This window comes from Actinoallomurus rhizosphaericola (genome assembly GCF_024055675.1).
Taxonomy (GTDB): domain Bacteria; phylum Actinomycetota; class Actinomycetes; order Streptosporangiales; family Streptosporangiaceae; genus Actinoallomurus; species Actinoallomurus soli.
The window spans coordinates 711,332-727,336 of record NZ_JAMXMW010000003.1 but is presented as its reverse complement, the minus strand read 5'-3'; the positions used below and the strand labels follow the sequence as shown (position 1 = coordinate 727,336).

Sequence of the window (16,005 nt, the reverse complement as noted above, 5' to 3'; positions counted from 1 at the left end):
GAACCGGCCGGTGAACGACACCCGGCGAACCCGAGCCGTCCTCGGGGTCCTGCTGCTGATCTCCCTGGCCATGATCACCGTCGACTACCGCGGAGGCGAGCACTCACCGCTGCGCGGGCTGCGCACCTTCGGCGAGGCGATCTTCGGGCCGATCGAGGACGCCGCGGCGGCCGTCGTCACGCCGGTCGGGCACGCGCTGGACACGATCATCGGCAGTCCGGACGCGCACCGGCGCATCAACCGGCTCGAACGCGAGAACCAGCGGCTGCGCCAGCAACTGCGCGCCCAGCAGATCGACAAGAGCCGCGCCGAGCAGCTGCACCGGCTGCTCGGCACCGCCGGTCTCGGCGGCTACCGGATCGTCGCCGCCCAGGTCATCTCCGCCGGTGAGGGCGTCGAGGAGACCGTCACCATCGACGCGGGCAGCGGCGACGGCGTCCGCACCGACATGACGGTGATCACCGGAGACGGCCTCGTCGGGCGCGTCACGCAGGTCGGGCCGGCCACCTCGACGGTGCTGCTGGCCACCGACGCGGCCTCCTCGGTCGGCGGGCGGCTGGAGGGCTCCGGAGAGATCGGCGTCGTACGGGGCACCGGCCGGCGCAGCGGCTCACCGCTCACCTTCGAGCTCCTGGACTCCACCGTGGAGATCAAACCCGGCCAGCGCATCGTCTCCTTCGGCTCGCAGGGCAACCGGCCGTACGTCCCGGGGGTCCCGATCGGCACCGTCAGCCGCATCCAGCGGACGCCGGGATCGCTGACCCGCACCGCCATCGTCCGGCCGTTCACGCACTTCACGGCCCTCGACGTCGTCGGCGTGGTCGTCGCGCCGCCGAAGAAGAACCCGCGCGACGCCGTCCTGCCGCCGGCGCCGCCCAAGCCGAAGACACCCAGCCCGTCCCCGTCCAACCCCGGCCCGTCCAACGCGGGCGCCCCGGCTCCCGCGCCGACGCGTCGGGCGTCGGACGAGCCGTCGGCGGCCCCGCGGGCGATGCCGAGCGCGGAGGAGTCCGCGTCCGCCGGGCCACCGTCCCGAAGACGCAGGTCGTCCACGGCGACCGAGGCGCCCAGAGCCCGCCGGACGCTGACGTCGACCGAACCACCACGGCAGCCCAGACCGCGCACACCTCACTCGCCGGGAGACTGAGCCATGTCACGCAACGTCCTGGCCACGATCGTCGCCGCCGCCGCGCTGCTGCTGCAGGTGGCGGTCGCCAACCGGCTGCCGCTGCCCGCCTCGGTCAGTCCCAACCTCGTGCTCCTGGCCGTGGTGGCGCTGGCGCTGGTGAACGGATCGATGACCGGCCTGGTCACCGGCTTCTTCGCCGGGCTGGCCACCGACATCGTGCCGCCCGCCGACCACACCATCGGCCGCTACGCCTTCGTGTACTGCCTGATCGGCTACGTCTGCGGGCTCGCCGCCGACGACCTCGAGCGCTCACCCGTGGTGCCGTTCGTCGCGGTGGCCGCGGGCGCGCTCGCCGGGTCGGTGCTGTACGCCATGGTGGGCATGCTGCTCGGCGACCCGCGCACCCGCTGGCCCGTGCTGTCCCACCAGCTACCGGTCCAGGTCCTCTACGACGTGATCGCCAGCCCGTTCGTGGTCTGGGCCGTCCTGCGGCTGACCAGGCGGGCCGAACGCCAGCACGACCCGGGCGGACTCGACGCGGTCCCCGGGTTCTATCGGGCGCGCTAGACGGAGGAGGGGGAGTCTTGGGTCCGCGCTCGCACGTGCGGCTCGTCGTCCTGCACGTGCTCGTCATGTCGCTGCTGCTGTCGCTCGGCGGACGGCTGTGGTACCTGCAGGTCATGAACGGCGCGCACTACAAGAAGGTCGCCGCCGACAACCGGATCCGCGACATCGTGGTGCCCGCCGTCCGGGGGCAGATCGTCGACGACGTCGGGCGGCCGCTCGTACGGAACCGGACCGCCCTGGTCGTCTCCGTCGACCGGACGGCGCTGGTCCGCCAGCGCGACGGCGGCAAGGCCGTGCTGCAGCGCCTGGCGACCCTGCTCGGCACCCCGTACGACCAGCTCGCCCTGAAGACCCGGCTCTGCGGGCCGGGGATCAAGCGGCCCTGCTGGCCCGGCTCGCCCTACCAGCCGATCCCGATCGACGACCGCGTCGACCCCCGCAAGGCGCTGCAGATCATGGAGCGCCAGGAGGACTTCCCCGGCGTGACCGCCCAGCTCGAACCGGTACGGGACTACCCGCGCACCGACGGGGCCACCGCCGCGCAGGCGCTCGGCTACCTCCAGCCGATCACCCAGGAGGAGCTGAACAGCCGCAAGGGCCTGAAGGTCACCGGGTTCAGCGGCGTCGACCTGATCGGCCGTGACGGGCTGGAGGCGACCTACGACAGCGACCTGCGCGGCGTCCCGGGCGACCGGCGGGTCCTCGTCGACAACCGGGGACGCGTGACCGGGATCGCCTCCGAGCAGCCGCCGGTCGGCGGCGGCACGCTCGTCACCAGCATCGACGCCAAGGTGCAGGGGATCGTCGAGAAGGCCCTCGCCCAGGCCATGCAGGACGCCCGCCACCGCGGCGACCCGGCCGACTCGGCGGCGAGCGTGGTCATGGACGTCCGCACCGGGCGGATCATCGCGCTCGCGAGCTTCCCGACCTACGACCCGTCCGTGTGGACCGGCGGCATCTCCCAGGACGAGTACGACGCGCTGCTCAGCAAGCAGCACGGCGAGCCGCTGATCTCCCGGGCGACGGACGGCCAGTTCGCCCCCGGGTCGACGTTCAAGATCTCCTCGCTGCCGGCGGCCGTCAAGGACGGGTACTCCCTGCACGGCATCTACCCGTGCCCGTCGTCGTACATGGTCGGGGCCCGGGCGTTCAGCAACTTCGAGGGCGAGTCGGGCGGGGACATCGACCTGCACCGGGCCCTGGTCATGTCCTGCGACACGATCTTCTACAAGTTCGCGTACGAGGAGTGGCTCCGCGACGGCGGCGTGCACCCGGTGAAGAACCCCAAGGACCCGATGGAGAAGATGGCCCGGGCGTACGGCTTCGGCAAGCGCACCGGCATCGACCTGCCCGGGGAGGCGTCCGGCCGGATCCCGGACCGCGCCTGGAAGCTCGCCTACTGGAACGACACCAAGAAGACCGACTGCAAGCGGGCCAAGACCGGCTATCCGGAGATCGCCAAGACCGACCCGGCCCGCGCGGCGTACCTCAAGGCGATCTCCTCGGAGAACTGCGTCGACGGGTACGTCTTCCGCGCCGGTGACGCCGCCAACTTCTCCGTCGGCCAGGGTGACGTGCTCGTCACGCCCCTGCAGCTGGCCCGCGCGTACGCCGCGCTCGCCAACGGCGGCACGCTGTGGAGCCCCCGGGTCGGCAAGGCGGTCATCGCGCCCGACGGTTCCGTCAAGCGCCGCATCGACCCGGTGAAGACGGGACGCCTTCCCGTGCCGTCGAACGTGCTCACCTACATCAGGAAGGCGCTCACCGACGTGCCCAAGGAGGGCACGGCCGCCGCACCCTTCGCCGGCTTCCCCTTCGACCGGCTGGCCGTCGCCGGCAAGACCGGCACCGCGGAGGTGTACGGCAAGAAGGACACCTCCTGGTTCGCGTCCTTCGCCCCGGCGAACAAGCCGCGCTACGTCGTCGTCGCGATGGTCACCCAGGCGAGCACCGGCGCCACCACGGCGGCGCCCGCGGTCCGGCAGATCTGGGAGGGCATGTACGGCCTCACCGGACAGCCCCCGGCACTGCCCGACGGCAACGTCCCGGACCGGCTGCCGACCCTCGCGCCCGACGGCACGGTCAACGCCCCGCCGGGATTCGCCGTGACCGCGAAGAACGACCAGCCCGCGCCCGCGAAGGACAACCAGCCCACACCGGCGAAGGGCGACCAGCCCGCGCCCGTGAAGGACGAGCAGCCCACGCCCGGGCCGGGCAGGCACCCGGCGACCGCGAAGGTCGAGCGTCCCGCGACCGAGCACCGCCGGAGACCGCGATGATGGGGTGGCGACGTGATCAGTGAGTACGGCGGAGCGCTCGGCCGGCGGCGCTCCCTCCCGGCCAGGCTGCTGGCCTCACCCGCGCGGCGACTGGACTGGGCCCTCCTCCTGGCCGTGCTCGCGCTGTCGGTCATCGGCTCGGTCCTCGTGTACTCCGCGACCAGGGCCGACGGTTCCGAGGGCTTCGTGAAGAAGCACATCCTCAACCTGGCGATCGGGCTGATCCTCGGGGGCGTGACGACGGCCCTGGACTACCGGCTGCTGCGCGCGTACGCGCCGATCGTCTACGGCGCCGCCTGCCTCGGCCTCGCCGTCGTGCTGACGCCGGTCGGGGCCACGGTGAACGGCTCCCACTCGTGGATCGTGGTCGGCGGCGGATTCCAGATCCAGCCGTCGGAGTTCGCCAAGGTCGGGATGGTCGTGCTGCTGGCGATGATCCTGGGCGAGCCGCGCGACGGTGAGGTCGGGCCGGGCCGGCGCGACATCCTGCTCGCCCTGGCGCTCGCCGCGTTGCCCGCCGGGCTGGTGATGCTGCAGCCGGACCTCGGCACCACGCTCGTGTTCGCCACCGTGATCATCGGTGTGCTGTCGATGTCCGGAGCGCCGAAACGGTGGGTCGGCGGGCTGGTCGGGGCGGCGGCCGCGCTCGCGCTGACGGTCTGGTGGCTGCACCTGCTCAAGCCGTACCAGGTGCACCGTTTCACCGCCTTCGCCGACCCGTCGGCCGACCCGCAGGGGGCCGGGTACAACGCCCAGCAGGCCCGGATCGCCGTCGGCTCCGGCGGCGTCTTCGGCAACGGGCTGTTCCACGGCGAGCAGACGAACGGCCACTTCGTCCCCGAGCAGCACACCGACTTCATCTTCACCGTGGCGGGTGAGGAGCTCGGGTTCATCGGAGCGGTCCTGATCATCGCGCTGCTGGGCGTGGTGCTGTGGCGCGGCCTGCGGATCGCCCGCGAGGCCGCCGACCTCTTCGGCACGCTGGTGGCCACCGGCGTGGTGTGCTGGCTGGCGTTCCAGACCTTCGAGAACATCGGCATGACCGTCGGCATCATGCCGATCACCGGCCTGCCCCTGCCCTTCGTGTCGTACGGAGGCTCGGCCGCCTTCGCCAACTTCATCGCCGTCGGCCTGCTCCAGACCGTCCACCTCCGCCACAACCCGTACGAGTGAGCCGGCCCGCGCATCCCGTCCGGGCGTGCGGAGTGATCACCGTGCTACAGAGGCGTTCTGGCCGCCGGGGCCCGGATGGGGGACGATGATCCAATGGCGACGGCGGCGGAGTTCCGGTTGACGCTCGACGACGGCATCGTCCGCATGGACGAGGGACGCCTGTTGGTACGTACACGCCCCCTGCGCACTCTCCGTCTGTCCGACGAGGAGAGCCGGACACTGGACCGGTGGACGACCGGTGAGGCGGTCGCGGACGCGGACCTGGCCCGGCGCCTGATCGACGCCGGCTTCGCCCATCCGACGTGGGCGTCCGGCCCCTTCGGGCCCGCCGATGTCACCGTCGTGATCCCGGTGAAGGACCGCGCCGGGCTCGTCGCGGCGCTGCTCCCGAAGCTCGGCGAGGTCGCGGACGTCATCGTCGTCGACGACGGTTCGCGCGTCCCGATCGTCGGCGCGCGGATCCGGCACGAGCGTCCACGAGGACCCGCCGCGGCCCGGAACGCGGGCCGGCGCCTGGCGAAGACCGAACTCGTCGCGTTCGTCGACTCGGACTGCTCGCCGAGTCCGGGATGGCTCGACGCGCTGCTCCCGCACTTCGCCGACCCGAAGGTCGCGGCCGTCGCCCCGCGCATCGCGAGCGCGCCGGGCGGATCGCTGCTCGAACGGTACGAGACGGCGCGTTCGCCGCATGACCTGGGGAGCTCGCCCGGACAGGTGCGCCCGCGCGGCCCGGTGGGCTATGTGTCGACGACGGTCCTGGTCGTCCGGCGGTCGGTCCTGGCCGAGGCCGGCGGGCTCAGCGAGGAGATGCGCTTCGGCGAGGACCTCGATCTGGTGTTCCGCCTGCTGAAGCGGGGGTGGAAGGTCCGGTACGAACCCGCGTCCGTGGCCACCCACCTCGCCCGGAGGAAACCCCACCAGTGGGTTCACCAGCGCTTCAGCTACGGCACCACGGACGCGCCGCTGCTGACCCGGCACCCCGGATCGATGGCGCCGCTGACCGCCTCGCCCTGGAGCGTCGCGGCATGGGCGCTGGCCGGGGCCGGCAGGCTCGGTCTCGCGGCCACGGCCGCGGCCGGCTCCGCCCTGCTGACCGCCCGCGAGCTCGGCGAGCTGAGGGTTCCGCCGCACCGGGCGCTGCGCGTCGCGGCGGCCGGTCATCTGTCGGCGGGCCGCGGTCTGGTCGCCGCGCTGACCCGCGCCTGGTGGCCGGGCACGCTGGCCGCGATGATCGGGTCGTCGCGGGCCCGCAGGCTCATCGCGGCGACCGTCCTCACGACGTACGTCGACGAGTGGCGGGACCAGAGGACGACCCTCGGCCTCGTCCCGTGGTGTCTGCTCCGGCTGGCGGACGACGTCTCCTACGGCACCGGCATCTGGGCGGGCTGTCTCCGGAACCGGACGTTCGCGCCGCTCATCCCGGACCTCCACGGCGCGCCGGGCCTGCAGCGGCGGCTCTAGACCGCGGGCACGAGCGTCAGGAGCGTCGCCTCCGGCGGGCAGCAGAAGCGGACGGGCAGGTACGGTGAGGTGCCCAGGCCGGCGGAGACGTGCAGCCACGCCGCGCCGTTGCGGTGCAGGCCCCGGGCCCGGGTGCGGTCGATGCCGCAGTTGGTGATGAGGGGACCCAGGTACGGGATCCGTACCTGGCCGCCGTGGGTGTGGCCGGCGAGGAGGAGGTCGAAGCCGTCGGCGGTGAAGGCGTCCAGGTTGCGGGGTTCCGGCGAGTGCATGACGCCCAGGCGGACATCCGCGCCCGGATCGGCGGGACCCGCGACGCGGCCGTAGTCGTCCTGGGCGATGTGCGAGTCGTGGATGCCACGGACCTCCACCGACAGTCCACCGGTCTCGACGCGGTCCGCGGCGTTGTTGAGATCGGACCAGCCCGCCGCGCGCAGGGTCGCGCCGAGCTCCTCCCAGGGCAGGTCGGGGGGCACGTGCTCGTGGAAGTCCGACGGCGTGGATCTGCGCAGGTAGCTCAGGGGGTTCTCGGGCCGCGGCGCGTACAGGTCGTTCGAGCCGTACACGAACACGCCCGGGCGATCGAGCAACGGGCCGAGCGCCTCGACGAGGGCGGGGACGGCCGCGGGGTGCGCGATCGAGTCGCCGGTGTTGACGACGAGGTCCGGCCGCAGCCGGTCCAGCGCCCGGACCCAGCGCATCAGCCGCCGTCGCCGCGGTGTCAGGTGGAGGTCGGAGATGTGGAGGATCGTGAGCGGCGGGCGTCCGGGCCGCAGCAGGGGGATCTCCTGGCGCCGCAGCCGGAACCATCCGCGTTCGACGAGCGATACGTAGGTCACCGCGCCGAGGGCGGACAGCGGCAGCACCGTGCGGGCGTTCGGCATTGAGTCCTCCCCAAAGGCGGCCGTGACCAGAATAGGGCAATTCGGTCCGGATTCTGGATGAGACCGGCCGACCATTCCGGAGTACTCTGAACCGGATATCACGAGGAGGTACGCACCATGCCACCGCCGGAAATGCGGGGCGTGCTCCTCCGGCCGGCAGCGGGAGCTGCGTGAAGGGCGATGGCCGCGTCCGGTCAGCCGACTTCGAACGGAAGGGATCGTGATGGCGGGGAAGGCCTTCATTTCCGGAGTCGCCGGTTTTCTCGGGAGTCATCTGGCCGAGCGTTTCGTGGACCTCGGCTGGGACGTCGTGGGCGTGGACAGCCTCATCGGAGGATCCGAGCGGAACGTTCCCGACGGCGTGGAGTTCCGCGTCGCCGACTGCTGCGATCGGGCGTCGTACGCCGGCCTGCTGCGCGGCAGCGACCTGGTCTTTCACTGCGCGTCCGCGGCGTACGACGGGCTGAGCGTCTTCTCGCCGTCGTTCGTCCATCGCAACACCGCGCAGGCCACCGTGGACCTGGCGAGCGCCGCGCTGGCGGCCGGGGTCGGCAGGTTCGTCCACTGCTCGTCGATGGCCCGGTACGGCGCGTTGCCCGCGCCGTTCACCGAGGACATGACGCCGCAGCCGGTCAGCCCCTACGGCCTGGCCAAGCTGTCGTCGGAGGCGATGGTCCGGACGCTCTTCACCACGCACGGCGGGGAGTACGCGATCGCCGTGCCGCACAACATCATCGGGCCGCGCCAGCGCTACTTCGATCCGTACCGCAACGTCGCCGCGATCATGATCAGCCGCATGCTCCGCGGCGAGCAGCCGGTCATCTACGGGGACGGCGGCCAGCTGCGGTGCTTCAGCTTCGTCGACGACGTCCTGAGCTGCCTGGAGCGCATGGGCACGGACGCGGCCGCGGCGGGCGAGGTCATCAACGTGGGGCCGGACGAGGAGACCGTCTCGATCCTGGGGCTCGCCGAGGAGATCGCGGCGATCCTCTCCTTCCCCCTCGATCCCATCTTCGTCCCGGCCCGCCCGCTGGAGGTGCCGTTCGCCACCTGCAGCGCGGACAAGGCGCGCCGGCTGCTGGGGTACCGGACGACGGTGCCGCTGCGCGACGGCCTGAAGAAGATGGTCGAGTGGATCGCGGCGCAGGAGCCGGTGCCCTTCCGGTACGACCTGGACATCGAGATTCCGACGGCGGCGACGCCGTCGACCTGGGTCGATCACCTGATCTGACCATCTCGGAGAACCTAAAGGCCAATAACTTCATGACCGAATCTTGATGGGTCAGTATTTATTGGAGTTAAGCGTCATCCGGAAATGCGTGAAAACGGGACCTCTTTGGTGCAGACACATGCTGAATATCCTGTTATTGTCGCTTTTGACTGGAGCGACGCGAGGGTGCTGAGCATTGAACGAGGCCCGTTATAAGGTTCTGCTCGTATCGAGCAGCGGAGGCGTACTTCTCGATCTGCTCGCTCTTCGGCCGTGGTGGTCCGGGCATGACATCTCGTGGATCGCCGTGCGGGCTCCGGACACCGAGACCCTCCTCGCCGGGCACCGGGTCCACTGGGCGCCGGAGCGCTCGGCGAGCAGGCCGATCGGCGTGCTCGCGTCCGTCGCACGCGCGGTCCGCGTCCTGAGGCGCGAACGCCCCGATCTGATCGTCTCCGCCGGTACCGGGGTGGCGGTCGGGGTCTTCCTCGCCGCGAGACTCAGGAGGGTCCCCGCCGTCTGGCTGGAGACCCTGAACATCGTCGACTGCCCGGGCATCGCCAGCAGGCTCTGTTCCCGGCTCGCGGCCGCGGTGCTGGTCCAACGGCCCTCGCTGCTGGACGTGCGGCCGCGCGCGGTGCTGATCGGCGAGTTGTACTGATGGCGCGGATCCTCGTCACCGTCGGGATGGGGCCCTGGCCGTTCGACCGGCTGATCGGCGCGATCGCGCCGCTGTGCTCCGACCACGAGGTCTTCGCCCAGACGGGCACGTCGTCGCTGCGGCCGCCGTGCCCGCACGAGCCGTTCCTCCCCGCCGACGAGCTCGGGAAGCGGATGGACGAGGCCGACGTGATCATCACGCACGCGGGCAACACGGTACGGCTGGTCCAGCGGTCGGGAAGGGTGCCGATCGCCGTCGCCCGTACGTCCGCCCTCGGCGAGATGGGAAACGACCACCAGGTCGCCTACCTCCGGCAGGAGGAGCGGTTCGGCCCGGTCGTGGCCGTGTGGGACGTGCGGGACCTGCCCCGGGAGGTCGCCCGTCACGGCGAGCGGCAGGCGTGGCTGCTGAAGGAGCGTCCCCTGCCACCCGCGGCGACGCCCGAACACATCGTCGAGGTCATGACCTCGCTGTCCGCGAGGCTCTGTGGGGACGCCCATGATCGTTGATCAGAATCCGTTCGCGCGGCATCCGCTGCGCCGGTACGCCTTCTCCTGGCAGCGGCTCGCGCAACGCGACGGCCGGCACCTGGACGTGGGATGCGGCGACGGGTACTTCCTGTCGACGCTTCAGACGACCACGAGGCTGGAATGCTCCGGCGCCGACCCGCATCCCGGCTACCTGGAGGCGGCGCGGCACCGGAACGGGAACCTGCGGCTGCACCGGCTGACGATCGCGGGCGAGCTCCCCTTCGACGCGGGCGAGTTCGACTCGGTGTCGCTCCTCGACGTCCTGGAGCACGTGCCGGACGAGTCCCGCTTCCTCGACGAGGTGCACCGCGTGCTCTCGCCCGGCGGCCTTCTCGTCCTCACCGTGCCGCGGCGGCACATCTTCTCCTTCCTCGATCCGGACAACGCGAAGTTCCGCTTCCCCCGGCTGCACCGGTTCGTCTACACGGCCAGATTCGGGCGCCGGGTCTACCGGGAGCGGTTCGTCGACCTCAGCGACGACCTGCGCGGCGACATGTCGGTCGGCAAGCACGAGCACACCAACTACCGGCCCGCGGACCTCATCGGCCTGCTCCGCGGGAGCGGCTTCGAACCCACGGCCGTCGAGGGCGCCAACCTCTTCTGGCGCTGGCTCCACGCGCCCGCGCTGCTGACCGGCGGCCGGGTGCGGGCACTGCTCGAGAGGCTCATCTACCTCGATGGCGTGATCTTCAAATCGGCCAACATCCACGTGGCCGCCAGGAGGGTCCCATGAAGATCCACGAGAACGTACGCCTGGCCAAGTTCTTCGCCCAGCTCGCCGTCAAGCAACGCGTCGCCCCCCGGCTCGGCGTCCGGCCGCTCGTCTCCGAGCTCTTCCTGACCGAGAACTGCAACCTGCGGTGCGTCAGCTGCAGTTGCTGGCTGGACAACACCAAGGGCGAGCTGACCACCGACGAGTGGAAGGACGTCCTGCGGCAGCTCGTCCGGCTGCGGATCCTGAAGGCCAACTTCACCGGGGGAGAACCGCTCATCCGGCCGGACGCGCTCGAGATCATGGCGTACGCCCATGAGCAGGGCATCGAGCACCTGCACCTGAACACGAACGGGATCAGGCTCACGCCGGCCATGCTCACCAAGGTCCTCGACGCGGGGGTCCGGAGCTTCAACATCTCCGTGGACGGGCCCAACGGCCTCGTCCACGATCGCATCAGGGGCCGTCTTGGCGCGTTCCAAACCACGATGGAGCACCTCCGCGGAGTCATCGACCAGCGGGAACGGTACGGGCTCAAGGTCCGGATGAACTTCACCGTGATGCGGGAGAACGTCGAGTACCTGCCCGACATCGCCCGGCTGGCGCAGGAACTCCGCGTCCGGCTCTACCTCAACCTCGCGACGGACCAGACCTTCCTGTTCCGGGCCCCGAAGGTCGCGGAGCTCAAGCAGGTCGACGCCGACGAGATCACCGCGGCCCTCGGGCGCCTGGAAGAGGTGATGCGCTCGGACGGGCGCTGGCTCCCGCGCTACTCGGACATGTCATACATCCCCCGGCATTTCTCGGACATCGTGCAACGCGACATTCCCTGCGCGGAGTCGCAGCTCAAGCTGATGATCCACTCCAGGGGGGAGATCGGGGGCTGCTGGGGTCACGACCCGACCTTCAACGTACGGGAACGGCGGATCTCCGAGGTGATCGAGTCCGACGAGTACCGCGAGGAGCACGCGCGGCTGTTCCGCAAGGAGTGCGTCGGCTGCGGCAGCAACTACAGCCTGAACCTCCGCTGGCGGCCGACCACCTACGTGAACGACCTGATGTGGCGAGCGGGGCGCCGCCACCTCGGAAGGGACACCTGAATGCGGCCGAGCCAGGCCCTCTACAGCGCGCTCGCGCCGACGTACGAGGAGCACTTCGAGGTGCCGCACCGGCGGGCGTACGACACCCTCGCGTGGGAACGCGTGCGGCGCGTGCTGCCCGGCCGCGGGCCGATCGTGGACGCGGGGTGCGGCGTGGGCCGCTGGGTGGATCGCCTCGTCGCCGCGGGTCACACGGTCATCGGGATCGAGCAGTCGCCCGGCATGCTCGCCGAGCTGAGACGAGCCGACCGCCCGGGGTTCACCCTCGTCGAAGGGTCCATGGAGACGGCCGAGCTCGCGGAGGGCTCGGCCGCCATGGTGATGGCCCTCGGTTCGCTGCAGTACACCGCGGACCCGGAGGCGACGGTGCGCCGGTTCGCCCGCTGGGTGCGGCCGGGCGGCCGGGTGGTCGTGCTCGTCGACTCCCTCATGGGCCTGGTCCTCGAACTCCTGCGGGACGGCAGGCCGGCCGAGGCGACGGAGCGCCTGCGCACACGGATGGGCGTATGGCGGGTCGACGGACAGCACGCCGACATGCACCTCTTCGACGCCGCCCGGCTGCGCCGGGCGTTCGAGGACGCCGGCCTGACCGACGTGGAGGTGCACGGCCTGCTCGTGACGGCCGCACCGCTGGGCGTCGGCCGGCTGACCGAGGAACTCCAACGCGATTGGGACGCGCACCTGGCCCTCGAACGCGAGCTGCTCGCCGACCCGGCCATGGCCGACGCCGGCAAGCAGCTGCTGGCAACGGGCCGTCGTCCGACCTCCGACGGTGATGAGGGATAGATGGAGACGTTCGTTGTTCTGGGAGGGTCCGGCTTCATCGGGGGCAGGATCAGCGAGTCGCTGCTGACCGCCGGCCATGAGGTGACCGTGGTCGATCGCCGCCCGCCGCCGGAGCGGCTGGTGACGGCGGGAGCCCGGTGGCTGGCCGTCGACGCCCTCACCGACGAGCCGCCACGGCTCCCGGACGGGACCGTGGTCGTCTCGCTCGGCATGAGCGATCCGCGTCCCCGATGGCCGTGGCTGCTGCCCGTGGGCAACGCCGTGTCGACCGCGCGGATCCTGCCGGCGCTGGCCGGGCACGACGTCGTGCTGCTGTCCTCGGTGGAGGTGTACGGAAGCGCGGAGGCGCCGCTGCGCGAGGACACCGCCCCCGTGCTCCCGTGGACCGGGGAGGAGCTCGGCCGGTGGTGCGACGACGCGATCCTGGCGGCCCGCGAGCCCTGCCCCCTGTGGCGGGTCGCGCCGCTGGGCCGCCGCATGGCCGAGGCCGACCCGACGGGGCGGTGGATCTACGGCATGTCGAAACTGGCGCAGGAACGCCTGGTGCGGGACGCCGTCGACGCCGGGCGGCTGACCGTCCTGCGCCTCGCCAACGTGGTCGGGGTCGGCCAGGACCGGTTTGTCGCCAGGATCACGAGGAAGGCGCTGGCCGGTCACCCCCTGCCGGTCACCGACACCGTCCGCAGCTTCGTGCCGGTGCGCGACCTCGGCCGGATCATCGAGGAGGGCATCCGGCCCGGGGTCTACAACGTCGGCGGGCCGGCCACCTCCCTGGTCTCCGTCGCCGAGGAGATCCGGGACCTGTGCGGTGCGGAGTCCCCGATCCGGCCCGGTCCGCCGCCCGCCGACGACACCTGCGGGGTCGTCGACGTCTCGGCCCTCGCGGCCGCGGGCCACCGGGTGGGGGAGCTGCGGCCGTGCCTCGAAGAGATCGTCACGTCCCTCCGCCGGGACGGCACGCCCTCGTTCGATCCGCCGGTCCCGGTGGTGATCCCTCCTCGTGCGGCCCTCCCGGACGAGGTCGCCGCCCGTCAGCAGCAGTGCCTCTGGACCGGTGAGATCAAACACGGCAACCGCTGGTCGGAGGAGCTGCGCGAGCGGCTGGCCAAGGAACTCGACGTCCCGGCCGGCCGGACCCTGCTCGTGACCACCTCCGGGACGTCGGCCCTGCGCCTGGTCATCGCGGCGGTCGCCGGCCCGGCGGCGCCGGGCGAGGCCGCGGTGCTGCCCTCGTTCACCTTCCCGGCCACCGCGGAGGTGCTGCTCCAACTCGGGTACCGGCTGCGTTTCATCGACGTGGACGAGCGAGGGTGGACGCTCGATCCCGAGGCGCTGCGCGCCGCCCTGAGCGAGGAGCCGGCCCGCGTGGTCGTCTGCGTCGACACGTTCGGGAACCCCTGCCGCTATGAGGAACTGTCGAGCGTCTGCGCGGAGCACGGCGCCGTTCTCGTCGCCGACTCCGCGGCGGCGCTCGGCAGCCGCTACCGGGGCCGCCCCGTGGCGTCGCAGGCGGACGGCCATTCGTACTCGATGAGCTTCGCCAAGGTCCTGTCCGCCGGCGGGGCGGGCGGCGCCGCCGTGCTCCCGGCGGACGCCGCCGAGAGGATGCTCGCGGACCGCTCGGCGTGGTGGCGTTCGGAGCTGATGAACGAACTGCACGCGATCTACGCGCTGGACCAGCTCCAGGTGCTCGAGGACCTGGTACGCCGCCGCAACCGGGTCGCCGAGATCTACCGGGACGGTCTGTCCGGCCTCCCCGGGCTCCGGCCTCAGGAGACCGACCCGGACGACCTGAACTGTTACGTCCATTGGGTCGCTCGGATCCCGGATCCGCCGGGCCGTCCGGCCCTGGAACGCGCGCTGCTGGAGCGCGGTGTGCACACGAAGCCCTACTTCCGGGCGGCGCACCTGGCCGCCTTCGGGAACGGCGAGCGGTTGCCCGTCACCGAGCGGCTCGACGCGGAGGCGCTGGCACTGCCGATGTCCTCGGAGTTCACCGCGGAGGAGGCCGAGAAGATCGTCATGACCGTGCGGCACTGCTACGCGGACCTGACGGGATGACCGGTCCGAACGGCCGGGCCAAACGCGCCGTCGACCTCCTCGTGGGCGCGCTCGCCATGGTGATGTCCGCCCCGCTGCTGGGCGTCCTCGCCATCGCGATCAAGTGGTCGTCCCCCGGGCCGGTCCTGTTCCGGCAGGAGCGGGTGGGCCGGGGACGCCGCCCGTTCACGATGCTGAAGCTCCGGACCATGGTCGACGGGGCGGACCGGATGGTGGCGGAGCTGCTGGCGCGGGACGGCACCGACGAGCGGTTCTACAAGTTCCAGGACGACCCGCGCATCACCCGGGTCGGCGCCTTCCTGCGGCGCTGGTCGCTGGACGAGCTGCCGCAGCTCTGGAACGTTCTCCGCGGCGAGATGAGCCTGGTGGGCCCGCGCCCGGCCCTCGCGTCGGAGGTACGGGCGTATGCGCCGTGGCAGCTGCGGCGGCTGGAGGTCCGGCCCGGAATGACCGGAGCGTGGCAGGTCAGCGGACGATCCGAGCTGGGCTTCGACGACTGCGTACGGCTGGACCTCGCCTACATCGACGGGTGGCGGCTCGCCCGGGACGTGGGCATCCTCATCCGTACGGCACCGGCCGTGCTGCGGCGCCGGGGCGCCTTGTGAGCTGCGGGATCCGCCTGATCGCGGCGGACCTGGACGGAACGCTGCTGCCGCACGCCCGCGACCCGTCGGCGCCGGCTCCGGCGCCGTCGGCCCGCCTGCGCGCGGCACTGCGAGGTGTCCTCGATGCCGGGATCCACGTCGTCGTGGCCACCGGACGCCCGGGACGGCAGGCCCGGCGCCTCACCGCGGGGCTCGGGGTGCACGACCTGGCGGTGTGCGCCAACGGCGCCGAGATCTACGACCTCCGCGCGGGTGCCGCGGTCCGGCGGTCGTTCCTGTCCGCGGACGGCGCGCGCCAGGTGCTCGCCCAGGTGCGGGCGTCGATCCCGGACGTCGTGTTCGCGTGGGAGGACAGCGACGGGATCGGCCAGGAGACCCGCTGGAACACGCCCTTCGTCGAACCGCCGGTCGAGGTCGGGGATCCGGCCGGCCTCCTGCACCGGCCCGTCGGCAAGCTGCTGGTCCGTCATCCCGTCCTCGGCCCCGCCGAGCTCGCCGCGCGGGTGCGCGCCGGGGGCGGGGCGGCCGCCGGCCTGACCCTGACCTGGTCGACCGGGCCCATCCTCGAGATCCTCGCGCGCGGTGTGAGCAAGGGCGCGGCGCTGGAGTCGCTGTCCCGCCGCCTCGGTGTCGCCCCCCATCAGGTGATGGCGATCGGCGACGCCCCCAACGACCTGTCCATGCTCGCCTTCGCCGGACGCGCGGTCGCGGCGGGTGACGCGCCCTCCGCCGTACGGGCGGCGGCGGACCTGGTCATCGGGCCGGATGATCCCGATGGGGTGGCGCGCGTCCTCGAACGGCTCCTACCATGGGAGCGCTCCCAAAGAGGGTGGTCATGATGCGCGAC

15 protein-coding genes are annotated in these 16,005 nt (G+C 71.9%); 14 read left to right on the top strand and 1 reads right to left on the bottom strand.

Annotation, left to right across the window (positions count from 1 at the left end):
• The first annotated feature begins 10 nt into the window (after positions 1-10).
• The 5 genes from mreC to mftF all read left to right on the top strand — a co-directional run bounded on the left by mreC (position 11) and on the right by mftF (position 6,609).
• Positions 11-1,147: a rod shape-determining protein MreC gene (gene mreC, locus NE234_RS11030; RefSeq protein ID WP_252778806.1), complete on the top strand. Its 1,137-nt coding sequence runs from the start codon at positions 11-13 to the stop codon at positions 1,145-1,147.
• A gap of 3 nt (positions 1,148-1,150) precedes the next feature.
• Positions 1,151-1,696 carry a rod shape-determining protein MreD gene (gene mreD / locus NE234_RS11025; RefSeq protein WP_252778805.1) on the top strand — a complete coding sequence of 182 codons (546 nt, stop codon included), beginning with the start codon at positions 1,151-1,153 and terminating at the stop codon, positions 1,694-1,696.
• A gap of 17 nt (positions 1,697-1,713) precedes the next feature.
• The gene (mrdA, locus tag NE234_RS11020; RefSeq protein WP_252778804.1) at positions 1,714-3,975 is read left to right on the top strand and encodes a penicillin-binding protein 2; all 2,262 of its coding nucleotides are present in this window, start codon (positions 1,714-1,716) and stop codon (positions 3,973-3,975) included.
• Between the two features lie 15 nt (positions 3,976-3,990).
• The gene (rodA, locus tag NE234_RS11015; RefSeq protein ID WP_406566980.1) at positions 3,991-5,148 is read left to right on the top strand and encodes a rod shape-determining protein RodA; all 1,158 of its coding nucleotides are present in this window, start codon (positions 3,991-3,993) and stop codon (positions 5,146-5,148) included.
• 93 nt (positions 5,149-5,241) lie between these two features.
• Positions 5,242-6,609, top strand: a complete 1,368-nt coding sequence (gene mftF / locus NE234_RS11010) for a mycofactocin biosynthesis glycosyltransferase MftF (protein WP_252778802.1) — start codon at positions 5,242-5,244, stop codon at positions 6,607-6,609.
• On the opposite strand, the gene NE234_RS11005 is transcribed toward mftF, so the two are convergent.
• On the bottom strand, positions 6,606-7,493 hold the full coding sequence (locus tag NE234_RS11005; protein WP_252778801.1) for a metallophosphoesterase: 888 nt from the start codon (positions 7,491-7,493) through the stop codon (positions 6,606-6,608). The genes mftF and NE234_RS11005 overlap by 4 nt on opposite strands.
• Before the next feature lie 223 nt (positions 7,494-7,716).
• On the opposite strand from NE234_RS11005, the gene NE234_RS11000 reads away from it, so the two are divergent.
• The 9 genes from NE234_RS11000 to NE234_RS10960 all read left to right on the top strand — a co-directional run bounded on the left by NE234_RS11000 (position 7,717) and on the right by NE234_RS10960 (position 15,997).
• Positions 7,717-8,724: an NAD-dependent epimerase/dehydratase family protein gene (locus NE234_RS11000; protein WP_252778800.1), complete on the top strand. Its 1,008-nt coding sequence runs from the start codon at positions 7,717-7,719 to the stop codon at positions 8,722-8,724.
• Between the two features lie 286 nt (positions 8,725-9,010).
• Positions 9,011-9,364 (top strand): hypothetical protein, encoded by a 354-nt coding sequence (locus NE234_RS10995; RefSeq protein ID WP_252778799.1) that lies wholly within the window; start codon positions 9,011-9,013, stop codon positions 9,362-9,364.
• Positions 9,364-9,873, top strand: coding sequence for a hypothetical protein (locus NE234_RS10990; RefSeq protein WP_252778798.1), 510 nt, complete (start codon positions 9,364-9,366; stop codon positions 9,871-9,873). The genes NE234_RS10995 and NE234_RS10990 overlap by 1 nt, the downstream gene beginning before the upstream one ends.
• Positions 9,863-10,627, top strand: a complete 765-nt coding sequence (locus tag NE234_RS10985; RefSeq protein WP_252778797.1) for a class I SAM-dependent methyltransferase — start codon at positions 9,863-9,865, stop codon at positions 10,625-10,627. Before NE234_RS10990 ends, NE234_RS10985 begins: the two co-directional genes overlap by 11 nt.
• Positions 10,624-11,706, top strand: a complete 1,083-nt coding sequence (locus NE234_RS10980) for a radical SAM protein (RefSeq protein ID WP_252778796.1) — start codon at positions 10,624-10,626, stop codon at positions 11,704-11,706. Before NE234_RS10985 ends, NE234_RS10980 begins: the two co-directional genes overlap by 4 nt.
• Positions 11,707-12,492, top strand: a complete 786-nt coding sequence (locus tag NE234_RS10975) for a class I SAM-dependent methyltransferase (RefSeq protein ID WP_252778795.1) — start codon at positions 11,707-11,709, stop codon at positions 12,490-12,492.
• Positions 12,493-14,553: an aminotransferase class I/II-fold pyridoxal phosphate-dependent enzyme gene (locus NE234_RS10970; RefSeq protein ID WP_252778794.1), complete on the top strand. Its 2,061-nt coding sequence runs from the start codon at positions 12,493-12,495 to the stop codon at positions 14,551-14,553.
• Positions 14,550-15,158, top strand: a complete 609-nt coding sequence (locus NE234_RS10965; RefSeq protein WP_252778793.1) for a sugar transferase — start codon at positions 14,550-14,552, stop codon at positions 15,156-15,158. The genes NE234_RS10970 and NE234_RS10965 overlap by 4 nt, the downstream gene beginning before the upstream one ends.
• On the top strand, positions 15,155-15,997 hold the full coding sequence (locus NE234_RS10960) for an HAD family hydrolase (protein WP_252778792.1): 843 nt from the start codon (positions 15,155-15,157) through the stop codon (positions 15,995-15,997). Before NE234_RS10965 ends, NE234_RS10960 begins: the two co-directional genes overlap by 4 nt.
• Positions 15,998-16,005 lie beyond the last annotated feature (8 nt).